Source organism: Staphylococcus sp. HMSC056G08 (genome assembly GCF_001812305.1).
Taxonomy (GTDB): domain Bacteria; phylum Bacillota; class Bacilli; order Staphylococcales; family Staphylococcaceae; genus Staphylococcus; species Staphylococcus simulans.
Genome location: NZ_KV808482.1, coordinates 50962 through 69149, shown reverse-complemented (window position 1 = coordinate 69149; position 18188 = coordinate 50962). Strand labels below are relative to the sequence as shown.

Genomic DNA, 18188 nt, shown 5'->3' with positions numbered 1-18188 from the left:
TGACATAAAATTATGTCCATCCAATCCATTAAATTTATTGTAACTGTTTCGGCTTTTTAAGTACTTCTGACCAAACAAAACCATTTAGTATTTCATCTTCATCAAAGCGTAAATCTTCATTAGTTCGTGTGCTTGTTTGATTAAACTTATTAGCGAATAGTTGTTTGAGTCTTTCTTTTTTAGCACGTTCTGAAAGATATTTATCACTAATGATTGCTTGAGCACGACGTTCTAATATCTCAATTTGCTTTTGTTTCTCTAAATCCATTTGAGAGCGTAAATCATGTAACTCATTATTTAAAGAATCATTCAGTTGTTTTGTCAATACTTGCTCTTTTTGATTTGAATCGAGTCTTGGTTGAGATGATTGCTCGCGCGTTTGTCTCGGTTGAGATGTACGATGGTTTGGACGTGTAGTTTCTTCTGGTTTAGGTGTGTGATCAGGTTGAGAAGATGGCGGCGTACCTTCTAATTCTTTTTGCATTTCCTCAAACTTTTCACCTAATTGTTCAAGAAACCCTTTTTGTTGTTTACGCTCAGTCGTAGGTTGTCTTCTAGGTTGTGATGATTTTGGTTGATTTTGTTGTCTCTTTTTATAATTTTTATCGTTAATTGCTGATATTAATGAGATAACAACACTAACGACAAATATTATTAGACCGATATTCATTTAATCACCTCGTTTACTTGTCTGGTGACTCGTTATCATTTGGTTGCGTACGTTTATTGATAGACTCACGCATACCTGTATCAGCTTCTATGTTTTTCAAATTATAGTAATCTTTAACTCCGATATTACCTTTTCTTAGAGCTTCAGACATTGCAAGTGGAACTTCAGATTCTGCTTCCACAACTTTCGCACGCATTTCTTGTACACGTGCTTTCATTTCTTGTTCAGATGCAACTGCCATTGCACGACGTTCTTCTGCTTTAGCTTGAGCAATATTTTTATCTGCTAATGCTTGTTCAGTTTGTAAGTCTGCACCGATGTTTTTACCGATATCCACATCTGCGATATCAATAGATAAAATTTCAAAGGCTGTTCCTGAATCTAGACCTTTACTTAATACAGTTTTTGAAATATTGTCTGGATTTTCTAAAACAACAGTATGATGTTCACTTGAACCGATTGTTGAAACAATCCCCTCACCGACACGTGCAATAATAGTCTCTTCACCAGCACCGCCGACTAAACGAGAAATGTTTGCACGAACTGTGATTCTAGCTTTAGCTTTTACTTCAATACCGTTCATAGCAACACCTGTAATAAATGGCGTTTCAATAACTTTAGGGTTTACAGACATTTGGACAGCTTCTAAAACATCACGGCCTGCTAGGTCAATCGCTGCGCCACGTTCAAAAGGTAAGTTGATGTCAGCACGTTGTGCAGCAATATTTGCATCTACAACGCGGTCTACATTACCACCTGCTAAGTAGTGTGATTCTAGTTGGTTAGTTGTAAGGTTTAAACCAGCTTTATGTGCCTTAATTAATGGCGCGATAACTTTACGTGGTGAAACACGTCTTAAACGCATTCCGATAAGTGTGCCAATGTTTACTTTGACACCGGCTGCTATTGCAGAAATCCATAAACCGATTGGTACAAATGAAAATAAGATTAATAGAGCAATGACTGCAATAATAACAATGATTATTAACGGTACTAACATAGTAAGTGCCTCCTAGTATTATGTGTTTTTTGGAATCTCTCTGACAACTACTCTCGATCCTTCAACTTCAGTTACTTTGACTTCTACATCTCTTTGTATAAATGTTCCATCTGACACTGCATCTATGCGTTCATCATTTAATGAAATCATTCCTGCAGGTCGTAATTCTGTTAAAGTGATTGCAGTTTGTCCTACTAGATTAGAGCGGTCATCGTGTGAAGTATAGCCAGCTTCAGACGTTGTCGAATCTCTGAGTATAACTTTTTCAAATAACGAAATCTTTTTGTTATATCCTTTCACTAATATCACCCATTCTATAATAGTCAGTATTAAAGCGATTATAACATTGACTAACATCCAAAGAATGTTTTCACCAAGCATAATCATACTTACTGTGATGAGAATCATGCCTATAATGCCGATTACTGCACCAATAACAAACAATTCAATGACGAGCAGTATCACACCTATAGAAAATAATCCAACAGAAATTAAGGAAACTTCTCCTTGTATCAAATAGCCTAAAAATAGTATTAATAAGGCTAGTGCAGCAAGAATGCCTGGAAAGTTAATACGCTTGGAATAGAGTTGATAAAGAAAACCTAAAAAGATAATACAGGTTAAAATTAATGAAATAAATGGACTTGTTATAAAATCGCTGATTTGATGTAGTGTGGAATTTGAACTTGCCTGAAATACCGAAATATTATGTAGGATTTCAGCTTGGTATGACATAGATTCACCTCGCTCTCAAGATTCATTATACATGATTACTTAGTGTAATTATAGGATTATCGTTTTATTTTAACATCAATAGAAAAATTATATTATGTAGCATCAAAACATAAGAAAAAACCCTAAGTTTTACATAATTGTAAAACTTAGGGCTGTTTAAACTGCATTATATAATAATTAATTGTTTGTTGAGGGAGTCAACAGACTTAATAATTATTTGAATTTACGTTTACGTGCAGCTTCTGATTTCTTTTTACGTTTAACACTTGGTTTTTCGTAAAATTCACGTTTACGTACTTCTTGAATTGTACCGCTTTTAGAAACTGAGCGTTTGAAACGGCGTAATGCATCTTCAAGTGATTCGTTTTTACGGACTACTGTTTTAGACATCTGTATTTCCCTCCCTCCAAATAACAACGGAACTTTAAAATTCGTTTGCATAGTTTTTTATAAACCATGCAATGCTAATTATAATATATGTGGTTGATGCGGTCAATTAGAATAATTAATTTTTTGAACCTTACACAATAGCTGTAAATTCACTGCTATTTGTTGCATGATCAATCACACGAGTAACATAACCTTTATTTAAAGGATAACCTGCTTCTGTGATTTTCACACGTACAAGTTCGCCGATAAGCGAATCATCGCCTTCAAATTCAACTTTCATGTAGTTATCTGCATAACCCACTAATGTACCTGGTTTTTCACCGTGCTCTTCTGGAATTACTTCTAATACTTTTTGATCAAAGTGAGAAGCATATTCTTTCGCTAATTGGTTACTTAATTCAATTAGTTTATGAACACGTTCATTTTTTACACTTTCATCAATTTGATCATCCATTCTAGCAGCTGGTGTCCCTGTTCGAGCTGAATATGGGAAAACGTGTAATTCTGAGAAGTGATGATCTAAAATAAAGTCATATGTTTCTTGGAATTCTTCCTCAGTTTCACCTGGGAATCCTACAATCACGTCACTAGTGACTGCTAAACCTGGTAAAGCATCATGTAACTTCATCAATCGTTCTGAGAAGTGTGCCATTGAATATTTACGTCTCATGCGTTTTAATACTGTATCTGAACCAGATTGTAATGGTACGTGTAAGTGACGTACGACTTTATTTGAATTTTTGATTACATCAATGACTTCATCAGTTAATTGACTAGCTTCGATTGATGAAATACGAATTCTTTCTAATCCATCTACTGATTCTAAATCACGTAATAATTGTGCTAGGTTATAATCTTTCAAGTCTTGACCGTAACCACCTGTATGAATACCAGTCAACACAATTTCTTTATAACCAGAATTTACTAATGTTGTTGCTTGTTCTACTACTTTCTCAGGATCTCTTGAACGCATTAAACCACGTGCCCATGGAATAATACAGAAAGTACAGAAGTTGTTGCAACCTTCTTGGATTTTTAAAGAAGCACGTGTTCTATCAGTGAAATATGGTACATCTAATTCTTCATATGTACGATTTTTCATGATATTGCCTACACCGTTAATTGGTTGACGTTCAGCTTTGAACTCTTCAATATAACCTAACAACTTCGTTCTATCCTGTGTACCGACTACAACGTCTACTCCAGGGATATCCATGATTTCTGCTGACGATGTTTGTGCATAACATCCTGTAACACAAACGACTGTATCTGGATTTTTTCTGATAGCACGTCGGATGACTTGTCTACTCTTCTTATCTCCTGTATTTGTAACTGTACATGTATTTATAACAAAGACATCGGCATTTGTATCAAATTCAACTCGATCATAACCGGCATCTTTAAATAATTGCCAAATTGCTTCAGTTTCATAATGGTTTACTTTACAACCTAAAGTATGAAAAGCTACTGTTGACATTTATTTCACCCCATTAATTCTTTTTCATAACTAATTGCACTAAGCGCATAAAGCGGAGCCGTCTCTGCTCTCAAGATTCGATGACCTAGGCCGACTATGTAACTATTATTTTTGAACATTTCAATTTCATCAGGACTTAAACCGCCTTCTGGTCCAAAAATAATTAATACACGATCTCCTTTGCTGAATTGTTCGAGTGCGCGTTTAAACTCACTCATCTCGCCCTCTTTTGCTGCATCTTCATAAGCGAATAGTACATAATCATATTTATCTATATTAACATATACTTTCTTTAAATTCGATACAAATTCAATAGTTGGGATTACAAGACGATAACTTTGTTCAGCTGCTTCTTTGACAATTTTATTCCATCGTGTCAATTTTTTATCTGCTTTACTTTGATTTAGTTTTACAACAGAACGATCCATTTGTACTGCAATAAAGTGAGAAGCACCTAATTCCGTAGATTTTTGCAGCAACCACTCATATTTATCTGCTTTAATTAATCCACTGCAAATTGTTACTTCAATAGGTAATTCAGTATCATTTGGTTGTTCTTCTAATAATTTAAATTCAACGCCTTCATTATTTATAGTTGTAATCTCACAGAGATAAACCTTTAAGTCCTCGAAGGTTACGATAATTTTAGCCCCGACTTGACGACGCATGACATTTGAAATGTGATGTATATCGTCTTTGTCAGTAATAAAAAAACGCTGACTTTCATCAGCGTTTTGATTTATAAAATATCTTTGCATATTATTTGCTCTCTTTCTCTCCAACGATACAAACCCAACCGTTGTCGTGATTAATTGAAATGATATTAAAACCAGTACGCTTCATATGTTCTATAATTTCATTGCTCTTCTCTTCAATGATACCAGATGTTATAAATAAACCATCTTCATTTAGAGTATTATAAGCGTCATCTATCATTTCTTCAATAATATGCGCCAATATATTTGCGATTACAATATCATATTTATCTGTTTCGCCTTGTAATAAATTACCGGTTGTTGTTTCAATTGAATCAGCACAAGCATTTTTTATGAAATTTTCTTTTGCTACTTTTATAGCTAGTTCATCCAGATCTAAAGCTTTGATACGCTTAACACCTAATAATGAGCAAGCAATACTTAAGATACCTGATCCAGTACCAACGTCAATCACAGTATGTTTTGGTTTTACATATGTTTCAATCGCTTTTAAACACATGCTAGTTGTAGGATGATCTCCTGTACCAAAAGCCATACCTGGATCAAGTTCAATACATAATTCTTCATTATTTTCTTTATCATATTCTTCCCAACTTGGCACAATAGTAAAGCGTTCTGAAGCTCTGAATGGATGGAAATAATTTTTCCACTCATTCTCCCAATCTTGTTCTTGAAGTGATTGTTCAGAATAGCTAAACATATTTTCATTTAAAGTATCAATCTTCTTGATAGCACTTAAAATATCTTTTTTTAGTTCATCTGAGTATTCTAATTCGTTGAAATATGCTTTAATTCTTACACCACGTTCAGGATAATCACTAGGATTCAATTCATATATTTCGCCAAATTTATCCTCTAAGTTTCCTTTTAAATCTTCTGAGTCTTCTATCACTACACCGTTTGAACCCAAGTCTTCTAAAATGTTTGTACTTGCATCTTGTGCTTCATGATTTACTACAATTGAAAGTTCCACCCAGTTCATTATTGTTATTCTCCTTTAAAGAATCTACGTGCGCGTTCTTTGAAATTAGAAGGTTGTTCTTCAATTTCTTCACCGCTAAGTTCCGCAAATTCTCGCATTAATGATTTTTGTTTTTCACTTAATTTAGTTGGAGTCACTACATTAATGTTCACAAACAAGTCACCATATCCATAGCCATGAACGTTTTTAACACCTTTTTCTTTCATACGGAATTGTTTTCCGTCTTGAGTACCTTCTGGAACTGTTAAAATAACTTCACCATCTAATGTAGGCACTTTAACTTCATCACCTAGAGCTGCTTGTGGGAAGCTGATTTTCAAGTTATAGAAGATATCATCACCTTCACGGATGAATTTATCAGATGGTTTAACTCTGAATACAACATATAAGTCACCTTGTGGTCCACCGTTATGTCCTGGTGCGCCTTCACCGGCTAAACGAATTTGTTGATCAGTGTCTACACCTTTTGGTACTTTGACTTTGATTTTAACGTTTTTAGTTTGTGTGCCTTTACCGTGACAAGTTGGACATGGTTCTTCAATTTCTTCACCTGTACCATTACATACTGGACAAACTTTTTCAGTTCTTACACGACCAAGTATTGTATTTTGTTCTACAGATACGTGTCCTGCTCCATTACAATAGTGACACGTTTTCTTTTTAGAACCTGGTTTTGCACCTGAGCCGTCACAAGTTTCACATTTTACTTCCTTACGAATTGAAATTTCTTTTTCAGCACCAAAGACTGCTTCTTCGAATGAAATAGTCATAGTGTATTGTAAGTCGTCCCCTTTACGTGGTGCATTTGGATCACGTTGTGCACCACCGCCTCCGAAGAACGTACTGAATATGTCTTCGAAACCGCCTCCGAAGCCACTGAAGTCTTGACCGCCGAATCCTTGGCCGCCAAAGCCGCCTTGTGGTCCGTTATGACCAAATTGATCATAGTTTGCGCGTTTATTCTCATCACTTAGCACTTCATAAGCTTCAGTAATTTCTTTGAACTTTTCATCTGCGCCTTCTTCTTTATTAATATCTGGGTGATATTTTTTGGATAATTTACGGTAGGCTTTTTTTATCTCGTCCTTTGACGCATCTTTACTGACACCTAAGACTTCATAATAGTCTCTTTTTGCCACTGTAATCTCTCCTTATCTTTCTGCTAGTTTAGAATCATTATACCTTTTAAAGTATAGTTGGTTAAATAATAAAAAGTCAAAGCCAATGTACAATTGACTTTGACTTAAATTTTTAAGAAGCCGCTTTTTTCTTTATTTAGTTAAAGCTGCTCTTTTGAGAAAGCATGCACTTATTTATTATCTTTGTTGTCGTCGTCTTTAACTTCAGTGAAATCTGCATCTTCAACATCACTGTTGTTAGAAGCATCTCCACCTTGTTGTTGTTCTTGAGCTTGTTGTGCTTGTTGGTAAACTTTCATTGATAAATCTTGAACGACTTTTTCAAGTTCTTCTTTTTTAGCTTTGATATCTTCTAAATCGTCGCCTTCAAGTGCTTTTTTCAATTCTTCTTTTTTGTCTTCAGCTTGTTTTTTATCGTCTTCGCCGATATTGTCAGCTAAGTCTTTTAATGTTTTTTCAACTTGGAATACTAAGCTGTCAGCTTCGTTACGTAAGTCACTTTCTTCACGACGTTTTTTATCTGCTTCTGCGTTTTGTTCAGCATCTTTAACCATTTGATCGATTTCATCATCTGAAAGTGCAGAGCTTGATTCGATTGTGATATTTTGCTCTTTGTTTGTACCTAAGTCTTTAGCAGTAACGTTTACAATACCGTTTTTATCGATATCAAATGTTACTTCGATTTGTGGTACACCACGTGGAGCTGGTGGAATATCAGTTAATGAGAAGCGTCCTAATGTTTTGTTATCTGAAGCCATTGGACGTTCACCTTGTAATACGTGAATGTCTACTGCTGGTTGGTTATCTGCTGCTGTTGAATAAACTTGTGATTTTGATGTTGGGATAGTAGTGTTACGTTCGATTAATGTGTTCATACGACCACCCATAATTTCGATACCTAATGATAATGGTGTAACGTCTAATAATACAACATCTTTAACATCACCAGAGATAACGCCACCTTGGATAGCTGCACCCATAGCTACAACTTCATCAGGGTTAACACTTTTGTTTGGTTCTTTGCCGATTTCTTTTTTAACTGCTTCTTGAACAGCTGGAATACGAGTAGAACCACCAACAAGGATTACTTCATCGATATCTTTGCTTGTTAAGCCAGCATCTTTTAGTGCTTGACGAGTAGGTTCCATTGTACGACGAACTAAATCATCTGAAAGTTCTTCGAATTTAGAACGAGTTAGAGTTAATTCTAAGTGTAATGGACCACTTTCTCCTGCAGAGATGAATGGTAATGAAATTTGAGTTTGTGATACACCAGATAAGTCTTTTTTAGCTTTTTCAGCTGCATCTTTCAAACGTTGTAATGCCATTTTATCTTGTGATAAATCAATGCCATTTTCTTTTTTGAATTCTGAAACTAGGTAGTCAATGATTACTTGGTCAAAGTCGTCACCACCAAGTTTGTTGTCACCTGCTGTTGATAATACTTCGAACACGCCATCGCCTAATTCAAGGATTGAAACGTCGAAAGTACCGCCACCAAGGTCGAATACTAACACTTTTTCGTCTTGATCAGTTTTATCTAAACCGTAAGCTAAAGCAGCTGCAGTTGGTTCGTTGATAATACGTTCAACTTCTAAACCAGCAATTTTACCAGCATCTTTAGTAGCTTGACGTTCAGCGTCATTGAAGTAAGCTGGAACAGTAATAACTGCTTTATCTACTTTATCTCCTAGATAGCTTTCTGCAGTACTTTTTAAGTTTTGAAGAATCATTGCAGAAATTTCTTGTGGAGTGTATGATTTTCCATCAACGTCTACTTTGTGGTCTGTACCCATTTCACGTTTGATTGATTGAATAGTATTAGGGTTTGTGATTGCTTGTCGTTTAGCAACTTCACCTACTTGAGTTTCACCATTTTTGAAAGCTACAACAGATGGTGTTGTACGTGCACCTTCTGGATTTTGGATTACTTTTGGTTCGTCGCCTTCTAAAACAGACACGCATGAATTTGTTGTACCTAAGTCAATTCCGATAATTTTACCCATAACTAATAATTCCTCCTAATAACATTTGTTGTATATTTCATCAGTTATATTTATTGATTTACTTTAACCATTGAAGGGCGTAATACACGATCCTTCAATTTATAACCAGTTTGAAGCTCTTGTGTAACTTCGCCTGATTCATATGAATCATCACTATCTTGCATAACAGCTTGATGGAAGTTTGGATCAAATTGTTGTCCTAAAGCTTCTATTTTCTCAAGACCGTTTTCTTCTAGTGCGCGTAATAAGCTTTCATAAACCATTTGTACCCCTTTTTGCAGAGATTTAAATGATTCGTCTTCACCTTCTATTTGTAACGCACGTTCAATGTTATCAATAGTCGGCAAGATATCCGTTAAAACACCTTGAGCTTGATATGTTTTTAATGTTTGATTTTCTTTTTGAATACGTCTCTTATAGTTTTCAAACTCTGCATACAGACGTAAATATTTTTCTTCTTGTTCTTTTAACTCATCTTTTAGTTGTTGGATTTCATTCTCTTCTTGATTCTCTTCAGAACCATTTTGAACGTTTTCGGTATTCTCAGTTGATTGAGTATCTTCTTCAGTATTTGAATTTACAGTTGCATCTTCGTTCTCAGCAACTTCTTCATTGTTAACTGATTGATCTTTTTCTGCCATTTTCTGTCCTCCAATACATTTCAAAACTATATTTTATATAGTAATTGAATTACATTTTGATAACGCATAGCGGTCGGTCCAATAACAGCTATGTGTCCTTTAAGATGTTCATCAATATGATAATCACTCATCACAATTGAGATGTCCTCTAGGTCATTATCAATTTCTTTTCCTATTTTAACATCGATTCCAGAATGATTATCTTTTTCGAACAGTTTCAATATCTTATTGGACTCTAAATATTGAAGAATTTGTTGTATTGAATTCACATTCTGCTCATTCAATGTATCAATTAAATTTGATTTACCACCAAGGTAGATGTCTTTCTTGCTATCATTAACTCTTTGATAAAGTAAATCTGTTAATTGATGAATTGTTGTGATGTCGCTCGAATGTTCCATTGCTTCATCAACAAAACTTTTATTGTTATAAAGTTCTTTGATGTAATTCGCTATTTGAATTAAACGCGCTTTAGAAATCTTTTCGTCTACTGCTAATTGAATATGTTCAACATTTCCTGTTTCGAACACAATTACCATAATAACCAAATTAGCGGTTGCGTTAAACAAATGAACATCGCTGATCAAATCTTTTGATTGATTTGGTTTCATTACCAACGTAGTATACTGTGTAAATAATGACAATTCATTCGCATACACACTTAGTGCAGCAGATAAATTAAAGTTATATTCCATTAACAGTTTATTTAAACGTTGGTTATTCGTTTCTTTTAGAGGAGAAGTATTTTCCAACAGTTGGTCTACATAATATCTAAAACCCTTTAATGAAGGTGACCTTCCTGATGATGCATGAGATTTTTCTACTAAACCAAATGATTCTAATTGTTTCATTTCATTTCTTATAGTAGCTGGACTCACATCAACATTATGTCTCTCAATAATTGTTTTAGAACCGACAGGTAGACCATAATCCACATAATCTTCAACAATGGCATTTAAAATGCTCAATTGTCTATCTGTAATCATGTTTCCACCTCATTAGCACTCTCTTCTTCCAAGTGCTAATTATAATTTATCAAATTGGTCAAAGTAAGTCAATGTTAAAGCCTTGACCTCTTAAAATTAATCTAATAAGAATGCTTCAAAGACTTCATTGCCAATAACCTTACCTCGATCAGTCAATTTAACAGCGTTATTTTCATTAATAATTAAGCCCTTTTTACTTAGGTCAGAAAGTGCCTCAGCATAGATTTGATCAATGTTTTCATTGAATTTATGATTGAACACAGATTTATTTACCCCTTGATTCATTCTTAAACCTAAAAACATCTGTTCTTCCATTTGTTCGCGATGAGTGGGTGTGGTTTGATGTAAAATAGGACGTTCGCCGTTTCTAATCTTCTTAATATAGTGATTAACAGGATTGACATTTGAGTACCTTATTCCATGAACGTATCCACTGGCACCTGCTCCGAAGCCATAATAACCTTCGTTCATCCAATACACTTTGTTGTGTTCAGATTCATGACCAGGTTGACCAAAATTCGAAATTTCATATTGATGCATTGAAGATTGATTAATTTTATCAAGTAATAGCTCATACATTTCTTCCCCTACATCTTCGTTTGGAAGTTTTAACTTTCCTTTTCTATATAAATTATAAAATTGAGTTTTAGGTTCAAGAATTAGACCGTAACTTGAGATATGATTAATATCCATTGATAACGCAATATCTAAACTGTCTTCAAATTGTTTAAGTGTTTGACCAGGAAGATGATACATCAAATCAAGACTGATAGAGTTAATCTGGTATTGATTAGCGAGCTCGACAGCATTGTATATATCTGCCGTATTATGTGTACGCCCAAGTACTTTTAATAAATCTTGGTCAAATGTTTGAACACCCATTGAAATGCGATTGACGCCGTAGTCTTTTAAAAGTTTAATCTTTGATGGTGTAAGTTCATCTGGATTTGCTTCAAAAGTATATTCTCCTGAAATAGTAAAGTGCTCATTGATAGCTTTTAACAAACGCTCTAATTGTGACTCATTTAACGCTGTAGGTGTGCCTCCTCCTACAAACATTGTTTTTAATGTGCGATTGTCAGCTGTTTTAAATTCTTCAATTAAGCAATCTAAATACTCAGCAACTGGTTGATTTTGTATAAAGTATTTATTGAAATCACAGTAAGTACAAATTCTGACACAAAATGGAATATGGATATATGCACTTTCAACTTTCATATTTTCGCCTCGCTTTTAGGACAAAATTCAAAATAAAAAGCTGGGACATTAGAGTCCCAACCTTATTATTAATCTTCATCCATTTTTAATACTGCTAAGAAAGCGTCTTGAGGTATTTCAACATTACCTACTGCTTTCATTTTTGCTTTACCTGCTTTTTGCTTTTCTAATAATTTACGTTTACGGCTGATATCCCCACCATAACATTTCGCAAGTACATTTTTACCCATTGATTTAATATTTGTACGGGCAATGATTTTATGGCCAACTGCAGCTTGTACGGGTACTTCGAATTGTTGTCTAGGGATTAACATTTTTAACCTTTCAACAAGCGCTTTACCGCGTTCATATGCAAATTCTTTATGAACAATAAAACTTAAAGCATCTACTTTTTCGCCGTTTAATAAGATATCCATTTTAACTAAATCACTTTCTTTATAGCCGATTAGTTCATAATCAAATGAAGCATAGCCTTTTGTATTTGATTTAAGTTGGTCGAAGAAATCAAATACTACTTCTGAAAGTGGAATTTCATAAATAATATTGACACGAATATCATCTAAATAATCCATATTGATAAATTGTCCACGCTTACGTTGGCATAATTCCATAACAGCACCTACATAATCATTCGGTACCATCATTGTTGCTCTAACGTAAGGCTCATAAATTTCATCAATTTGATCTCTCTCAGGCATTTGTGCTGGATTATCAACGATTTTTTTCTCACCATTTTTTAGAATACATTCATAAATTACAGATGGAGCTGTCGCAATTAATTCGATTCCAAATTCTCGTTCGATACGTTCCTGAATAATTTCCATATGCAGCATGCCTAAGAATCCTGTACGGAAACCAAAGCCTAAAGCTTGAGAAGTCTCAGGTTCGAATTCTAGTGATGAATCATTTAGCTGTAATTTTTCTAAGGCTTCTCTTAAATCATTATATTTTTTATTATCAATTGGGAATAAACCACAGAACACCATTGGATTCATTTTTTTATAACCTTTTAATGGTTGTGCTGCTGGGCGTTCTGCATGCGTGATAGTATCCCCTACACGTGAATCATCCACATTTTTGATGCTTGCGATGATGTAGCCAACATCTCCAACAGTTAGTTCTTCGACTGGAAGTTGTTTAGGTGTGTTAATACCAACTTCGGTTACCTCGAATTCTTTACCAGTCGCCATCATTTTGATTTTGTCCCCTGCTTTAACTACGCCATCCATAATTCGAATTGAAGAAATAACACCTCTATAAGCATCATATTCAGAGTCGAAAATTAATGCTTTTAATGGTTCAGAAGGATCCCCTTCTGGTGGTGGTACGACTTCAACGATTTTTTCTAATATTTCTTCAATACCAATATTAGATTTAGCACTTGCTAAAACTACATCATCTTGATCTAAACCAATAACATCTTCAATTTCTTTTTTAACACGTTCAGGATCTGCAGCTGGTAAATCAATCTTATTCACTACAGGAAGTAATTCTAAGTCATTATCAAGTGCAAGGTATACGTTTGCCAGTGTTTGTGCTTCGATACCTTGTGCAGCATCTACAACTAAAATAGCCCCTTCACATGCTGCTAAAGAACGAGAAACTTCATAAGTAAAATCGACATGCCCTGGTGTATCAATTAAGTGGAAAATATAATTCTTACCATCTTTAGCTTCGTATTTTAATCTAACCGCATTCAACTTAATAGTGATACCGCGTTCTCTTTCTAAATCCATTGAATCTAATAATTGTGACTGCATTTCTCGTGTTTCAACACTTTTAGTGTTTTCTAAAATTCTATCAGCCAACGTTGACTTTCCATGGTCAATATGGGCAATGATAGAAAAGTTTCTAATATTTTCTTGTCGGTTTAACCGTTCTTCATTATTCATTCTATCTACTCACTTTCATAATATTCAAATAGAGCATTATGTATGATATTCTTTGATATAATAACGTGTTTGCCCCATAATTGCAACTAATGGCAATTTCATGTACATTTTACTGACAGACTCTATTTTACTGTAAATCATCGCTTGTTAAAAGCCTCATTGAAAATAAATGATTGCAGTTTAATAGTACATTTGATAAAATGTTTCTTGTTGTAATCAAATATTTATTTGATGATCATAGATCACTTTTAGGAGGTGACATTCAATGCCAAATATTAAATCTGCTATTAAACGTGTTAAAACAACTAACAAAGCTGAAGCACAAAACATTTCTCAAAAAAATGCTATGCGTACTGCAGTTAAACGTGCGAAAACAGCTATCGCTGAAAACGCTGAAAACAAAAATGAATTAGTACGTATCGCTGTGAAAAAAGTCGACAAAGCTTCTCAAGCTAACTTAATTCACTCAAATAAAGCTGACCGCATTAAATCAAAATTAATGGTTGCAGCTAAATAATGAAAAAGTTCAAGCATCTGCTTGAACTTTTTTTATATGGATAAAATAAAGAGTTCTAATATAAGCTGTTTGTCCATATACGAAGATTTTAATTTATAATCAGTTTCAGCACATGCATTCATAATATTCATCAAGTGCTTCAAATCATACTGTCTAGATGCTCTCAATGCTAATTTCACTCTAAATGGGTGGACACTGACAGTTTTAGCGATTTGAGCTTGTGAATAACCTTTTTTAGCTAGAATTTTGCATTGATAATATAACCTGAAATTACTAGCAATCAAAGCCAACAACTTAATTGGTTCTTCTTTTAGAGTAATTAAATCATTCACTAAATGCACTGCTTCAGTTTTTTTTCCTTGTTGAATATAATCTGTTAATAAGAAAACGTTCTGCTCTAGGCTTCTATTTACAATTGTCTCAACATCTTGTTTAGTTATAGTTGGACGATCTCCTAAATATAAGATAATTTTTTCTAACTCTTGTTTAACTAAGTTAAAATTTATACCTGTTAAATCAATAAATAAGTTCAAAGCATCTTGTTTAATATCCTTATATTGTTCATTTAAGGTATGCTTAATCCAATTTTTAAGCTCATCTTCAGACATTTGCTCGATTTTAACCAGTTTTGTATATTTTTTTAAGCTTTTAACAAGCTTTTTACGCTCGTCTAGCTTAGGATTATAAACTTCAAATATAACCAATGAAGGACCATCATATTTTTCAATAAATTCCTGCAGTTGCTCTATATTATGATTTAAATCTTTATTACCTCTATCACCTGTAAAGATATAAGCGTTTTTCACAATAACAGCCTTCAAGTTAGAGAAGAACGGTAAAGTTAAAGCTTCTTCAATACATACACTGATTTCAGTTTCATTTAAATTAAAACTTGCATAATTGAATTCATCTTTTTCACCTTGCAAATACTGTTGCGTAAGTTCTTGCGTTTTCTTTTCTATAAGCTCTGGAACTTCACCATAAATAGTAATAATATTATTTTCCACAACTTGCACCTCTCAAAATTAGCATACTTAAGTATTATATCATTTGTCCGATAGTCAGACCATTTATAATTATTTTTCAGTTTCCACCTCAATTTCCTTATTTAATTTGAAAGTCACTTCCCCATTGTTTTGCGTATTGTATAACTTAGTACCTACTTTTTTTAATCTATCTACTACAGATTTATTAGGTAATTTATATACGTTGTTTTGACCGCTCGATATAATACTATAAGTAGGATGAATAGTATTTAAATATACTTCACTATTACTTGTTTTACTGCCATGATGTCCTACTTTCAATATATCTATTTTCGGAAGTTTATAATTCGATAGCAACTTCTGTTCATTTTTTATTGTCGCGTCTCCAGTTGTTAATATGTTATATGTCTTAGTTTGTATCAAAGCTATTATTGAATGATCGTTTAAATCCTTACTTTGAGTGATTGCCGTATTATAAAATTTTATTTTATTATCTCCTAGTTTAATCGAAGAAATACTATTAACATCTAATAGAGTGGTTCTATATTTATGACACAAGTCTTTTAATTGCATTAATGTGTGAGTGGGATAACTTTTAAAATTAATGATTAAGCGTTTAATGTGAACATGACTAATTATATAATCTAGTTCACCGATATGATCAGCATGTGGATGTGTAATAATGACATAATCTAACGTAGAAATACCTCTTTTACGGAGGGTTGGCAGCACATGAAACTTGCTGATAGAATGAGAAGCATTTGCATTCTTGGTACTAAAATCAAAGAGCTCATTTTCGTTTTGTGCCTTACCTCCTGTGTCTATTAATATGCGTTGTCTAGCTCCTGTTTCAAATAAAAAAGAATCTCCTTGTCCAACATTAAGTGCTGTAAATCTTAAATGTGGTAATGATGCTGAATAAGTAATAATGATACTTCCAAGTATAAAAATAACAGTAGATTTTTTTATTTTGCCATTTGTAGTTAACGTAAACATCAATACGAGCCAAATAAGGGTACCAGCTAAAAGTAAGCTGTTCATTTCCCCTATAAACCATCTATAGCATGTTAAATGCTTGAAAATCGGAATTAAGAGCGTGTCATGTAACCAATAACTAAACGAGATTATTTGATTTAATAACAGATTTGAACCAAAAAATTGATAATAGAAAAAAGTGAAGATAGCAATGGGAAATAGAATGAATGAATAAAATGGTATAAAGATGAAGTTAGCAACAAAACCAATCCACTGAATCTGATTAAAATGAAACGCACTCACTAAAAATGATCCGATTTGTGCTATGAATGTCATTGCATACATAGATTGTATAGTTGTTAATGTTTTTAAAATTGGAGCGCATAACATAATGAAAAAAGTGATTAAGAATGAGAATTGAAATCCAATATCAAAAACGATATCAGGATTGGTAACACATAAAAAAAGGAAGACTGTTGCTAGTATGTCTAATAATGATTGATAGAATCTTTTTGGAATAATCATGACTAAGGACATACAAAGTATTGCTCTTAAAGCGCTCGGTGCAAAATTAGTATAATAAGCAAATAAAAACAATACGAAGATAATAAAAGTCTTTGTAATAAAAAGAGGAATAGAGAAACGATTAAATACAAAGTAAAATATAGATGCTATTACAACGACATGTGAACTACTTACGGCCAATAGATGATAAATGCCGATTTCTTTATCAAGTTCAATTGAACCTTTATCAATATAACTGACATCCCCTGTAATCATTGCATAAGTATTTTGCCAGTATGGAGAATTTAATTTTAAGCGAGTTAATGAAAAAGCCTTGTGTTTTTCAATTATTGAATGAACGGAATTAGACTCGATAGCAGTGCACGATTTCGTATTAAATTTATTTACCATAAGTGAAATCGTGTCGTTAAAATCTGAATCAACTTTTAGCTGCCCTTCTACAATACAATTTAAGTTTGAGGGTAACTTTTTCAATTCAATTAAATGACTTTTTTGCTTTGGAAAATAGAAAAGTTTGACTGAATGATTTTGTAATTTTGCTATCCCTTCTACATATTTTTCGTTTTTAACCTTTAATTGAGTAATTTCAATGCTATTATTCAAATGACTATGAATCTTAAACCACTTTAAATCTTGAATATTAGACTTCATATGGCTAGAAAAAAATTCATAACTTATTATAGGTTGACATAATATCAATATGGTTAATAATATTGATAGCTTTCTTTTGTATAACATTAAAAATAATAAGCCGGCAAGAATGTATGCAAGCGGCTTATTATATATCAATAAGATGCCTTCTAAAAATGCAAGTGCGATATATATCAAATATGAATCACTTCTTCGTTAAGAATTCTGCAACTTGATCGGCATCAAATGGTATTTTTTTATATTCAATCCCTGATTGTTTCAGTAATTTTAAAGCATAATCATGGTTATGGTAATCTTTAGCATAGTAGATTTTCTTAATACCTGCTTGAATAATAGATTTCGTACAGTTCAAACATGGGAAATGTGTGACATATATCGTTGCTCCTTCAGTTGAAACACCCTGTTTTGCACACTGAAGAATCGCGTTCATTTCTGCATGTATTGTTCTTATACAATGTCCATCTTCCATTAAACAACCTTCGTCAATACAATGTACTTCACCTGCAACTGAACCATTATAGCCACCAGCTATGATTCTATTATCTTTCACTATAGTAGCCCCTACAGATAATCTTGTACATGTTGAGCGAAGAGATAACAAATGGCTTTGAGCCATAAAGTATTCTTCCCATTTAATTCTTTCCACACTTTGAACCTCCTTTGTCTTATAACAATACTATTT

17 protein-coding genes are annotated in these 18188 nt (G+C 33.4%); 1 reads left to right on the top strand and 16 read right to left on the bottom strand.

What is annotated here, in order from left to right; genetic code table 11:
- Positions 1–34: 34 nt before the first annotated feature.
- From HMPREF2846_RS07930 to lepA, 13 genes are all read right to left on the bottom strand, one after another.
- Positions 35–670, bottom strand: a complete 636-nt coding sequence (locus tag HMPREF2846_RS07930) for a superantigen-like protein SSL4 (RefSeq protein WP_060804762.1) — start codon at positions 668–670, stop codon at positions 35–37.
- Between the two features lie 13 nt (positions 671–683).
- A complete protein-coding gene (gene floA / locus HMPREF2846_RS07925) occupies positions 684–1670 on the bottom strand; it encodes a flotillin-like protein FloA (protein WP_002481068.1) in 987 nt (328 codons plus the stop codon).
- An 18-nt stretch (positions 1671–1688) separates the two neighbouring features.
- Complete coding sequence (locus tag HMPREF2846_RS07920) at positions 1689–2405, bottom strand: NfeD family protein (protein WP_002481069.1); 717 nt, start codon at positions 2403–2405, stop codon at positions 1689–1691.
- Positions 2406–2618: 213 nt separating this feature from the next.
- Positions 2619–2795, bottom strand: a complete 177-nt coding sequence (gene rpsU / locus HMPREF2846_RS07915) for a 30S ribosomal protein S21 (protein WP_000048060.1) — start codon at positions 2793–2795, stop codon at positions 2619–2621.
- A gap of 130 nt (positions 2796–2925) precedes the next feature.
- A complete protein-coding gene (gene mtaB / locus HMPREF2846_RS07910; RefSeq protein WP_070626388.1) occupies positions 2926–4272 on the bottom strand; it encodes a tRNA (N(6)-L-threonylcarbamoyladenosine(37)-C(2))-methylthiotransferase MtaB in 1347 nt (448 codons plus the stop codon).
- Between the two features lie 5 nt (positions 4273–4277).
- Positions 4278–5030 (bottom strand): 16S rRNA (uracil(1498)-N(3))-methyltransferase, encoded by a 753-nt coding sequence (locus HMPREF2846_RS07905; protein ID WP_070626387.1) that lies wholly within the window; start codon positions 5028–5030, stop codon positions 4278–4280.
- Position 5031: 1 nt separating this feature from the next.
- On the bottom strand, positions 5032–5970 hold the full coding sequence (gene prmA / locus HMPREF2846_RS07900) for a 50S ribosomal protein L11 methyltransferase (RefSeq protein WP_060804765.1): 939 nt from the start codon (positions 5968–5970) through the stop codon (positions 5032–5034).
- A 5-nt stretch (positions 5971–5975) separates the two neighbouring features.
- Positions 5976–7109, bottom strand: coding sequence for a molecular chaperone DnaJ (dnaJ, locus tag HMPREF2846_RS07895; protein WP_002481074.1), 1134 nt, complete (start codon positions 7107–7109; stop codon positions 5976–5978).
- A 170-nt stretch (positions 7110–7279) separates the two neighbouring features.
- A complete protein-coding gene (gene dnaK, locus HMPREF2846_RS07890; protein WP_002481075.1) occupies positions 7280–9115 on the bottom strand; it encodes a molecular chaperone DnaK in 1836 nt (611 codons plus the stop codon).
- A gap of 50 nt (positions 9116–9165) precedes the next feature.
- The gene (grpE, locus tag HMPREF2846_RS07885; protein WP_070626386.1) at positions 9166–9756 is read right to left on the bottom strand and encodes a nucleotide exchange factor GrpE; all 591 of its coding nucleotides are present in this window, start codon (positions 9754–9756) and stop codon (positions 9166–9168) included.
- 26 nt (positions 9757–9782) lie between these two features.
- A complete protein-coding gene (hrcA, locus tag HMPREF2846_RS07880; protein ID WP_002481077.1) occupies positions 9783–10742 on the bottom strand; it encodes a heat-inducible transcriptional repressor HrcA in 960 nt (319 codons plus the stop codon).
- 96 nt (positions 10743–10838) lie between these two features.
- A complete protein-coding gene (hemW, locus tag HMPREF2846_RS07875) occupies positions 10839–11960 on the bottom strand; it encodes a radical SAM family heme chaperone HemW (protein ID WP_070626385.1) in 1122 nt (373 codons plus the stop codon).
- A gap of 68 nt (positions 11961–12028) precedes the next feature.
- Entirely contained in the window at positions 12029–13852 is a 1824-nt protein-coding gene (gene lepA / locus HMPREF2846_RS07870; RefSeq protein ID WP_070626384.1) for a translation elongation factor 4, read from the bottom strand.
- Positions 13853–14117: 265 nt separating this feature from the next.
- Between lepA and rpsT the strand changes: the two genes are divergently transcribed.
- Complete coding sequence (gene rpsT, locus HMPREF2846_RS07865) at positions 14118–14369, top strand: 30S ribosomal protein S20 (protein ID WP_002481081.1); 252 nt, start codon at positions 14118–14120, stop codon at positions 14367–14369.
- 32 nt (positions 14370–14401) lie between these two features.
- On the opposite strand, the gene holA is transcribed toward rpsT, so the two are convergent.
- The 3 genes from holA to HMPREF2846_RS07850 all read right to left on the bottom strand — a co-directional run bounded on the left by holA (position 14402) and on the right by HMPREF2846_RS07850 (position 18152).
- The gene (gene holA / locus HMPREF2846_RS07860) at positions 14402–15376 is read right to left on the bottom strand and encodes a DNA polymerase III subunit delta (protein WP_070626383.1); all 975 of its coding nucleotides are present in this window, start codon (positions 15374–15376) and stop codon (positions 14402–14404) included.
- Between the two features lie 69 nt (positions 15377–15445).
- Positions 15446–17683, bottom strand: a complete 2238-nt coding sequence (locus tag HMPREF2846_RS07855) for a DNA internalization-related competence protein ComEC/Rec2 (RefSeq protein WP_070626382.1) — start codon at positions 17681–17683, stop codon at positions 15446–15448.
- Positions 17684–17690: 7 nt separating this feature from the next.
- Positions 17691–18152, bottom strand: coding sequence for a ComE operon protein 2 (locus HMPREF2846_RS07850; RefSeq protein WP_002481084.1), 462 nt, complete (start codon positions 18150–18152; stop codon positions 17691–17693).
- Positions 18153–18188 lie beyond the last annotated feature (36 nt).

Excerpts from the sequence above, each read along its gene's own strand:
- lepA (WP_070626384.1), bottom strand. The coding sequence starts at position 13,852 with ATGAATAATGAAGAACGGTTAAACCGACAAGAAAATATTAGAAACTTT.
- prmA (WP_060804765.1), bottom strand. The coding sequence starts at position 5,970 with ATGAACTGGGTGGAACTTTCAATTGTAGTAAATCATGAAGCACAAGAT.
- hemW (WP_070626385.1), bottom strand. The coding sequence starts at position 11,960 with ATGAAAGTTGAAAGTGCATATATCCATATTCCATTTTGTGTCAGAATT.
- grpE (WP_070626386.1), bottom strand. The coding sequence starts at position 9,756 with ATGGCAGAAAAAGATCAATCAGTTAACAATGAAGAAGTTGCTGAGAAC.
- mtaB (WP_070626388.1), bottom strand. The coding sequence starts at position 4,272 with ATGTCAACAGTAGCTTTTCATACTTTAGGTTGTAAAGTAAACCATTAT.
- HMPREF2846_RS07905 (WP_070626387.1), bottom strand. The coding sequence starts at position 5,030 with ATGCAAAGATATTTTATAAATCAAAACGCTGATGAAAGTCAGCGTTTT.
- HMPREF2846_RS07920 (WP_002481069.1), bottom strand. The coding sequence starts at position 2,405 with ATGTCATACCAAGCTGAAATCCTACATAATATTTCGGTATTTCAGGCA.
- HMPREF2846_RS07930 (WP_060804762.1), bottom strand. The coding sequence starts at position 670 with ATGAATATCGGTCTAATAATATTTGTCGTTAGTGTTGTTATCTCATTA.
- dnaK (WP_002481075.1), bottom strand. The coding sequence starts at position 9,115 with ATGGGTAAAATTATCGGAATTGACTTAGGTACAACAAATTCATGCGTG.
- rpsU (WP_000048060.1), bottom strand. The coding sequence starts at position 2,795 with ATGTCTAAAACAGTAGTCCGTAAAAACGAATCACTTGAAGATGCATTA.
- hrcA (WP_002481077.1), bottom strand. The coding sequence starts at position 10,742 with ATGATTACAGATAGACAATTGAGCATTTTAAATGCCATTGTTGAAGAT.
- floA (WP_002481068.1), bottom strand. The coding sequence starts at position 1,670 with ATGTTAGTACCGTTAATAATCATTGTTATTATTGCAGTCATTGCTCTA.
- rpsT (WP_002481081.1), top strand. The coding sequence starts at position 14,118 with ATGCCAAATATTAAATCTGCTATTAAACGTGTTAAAACAACTAACAAA.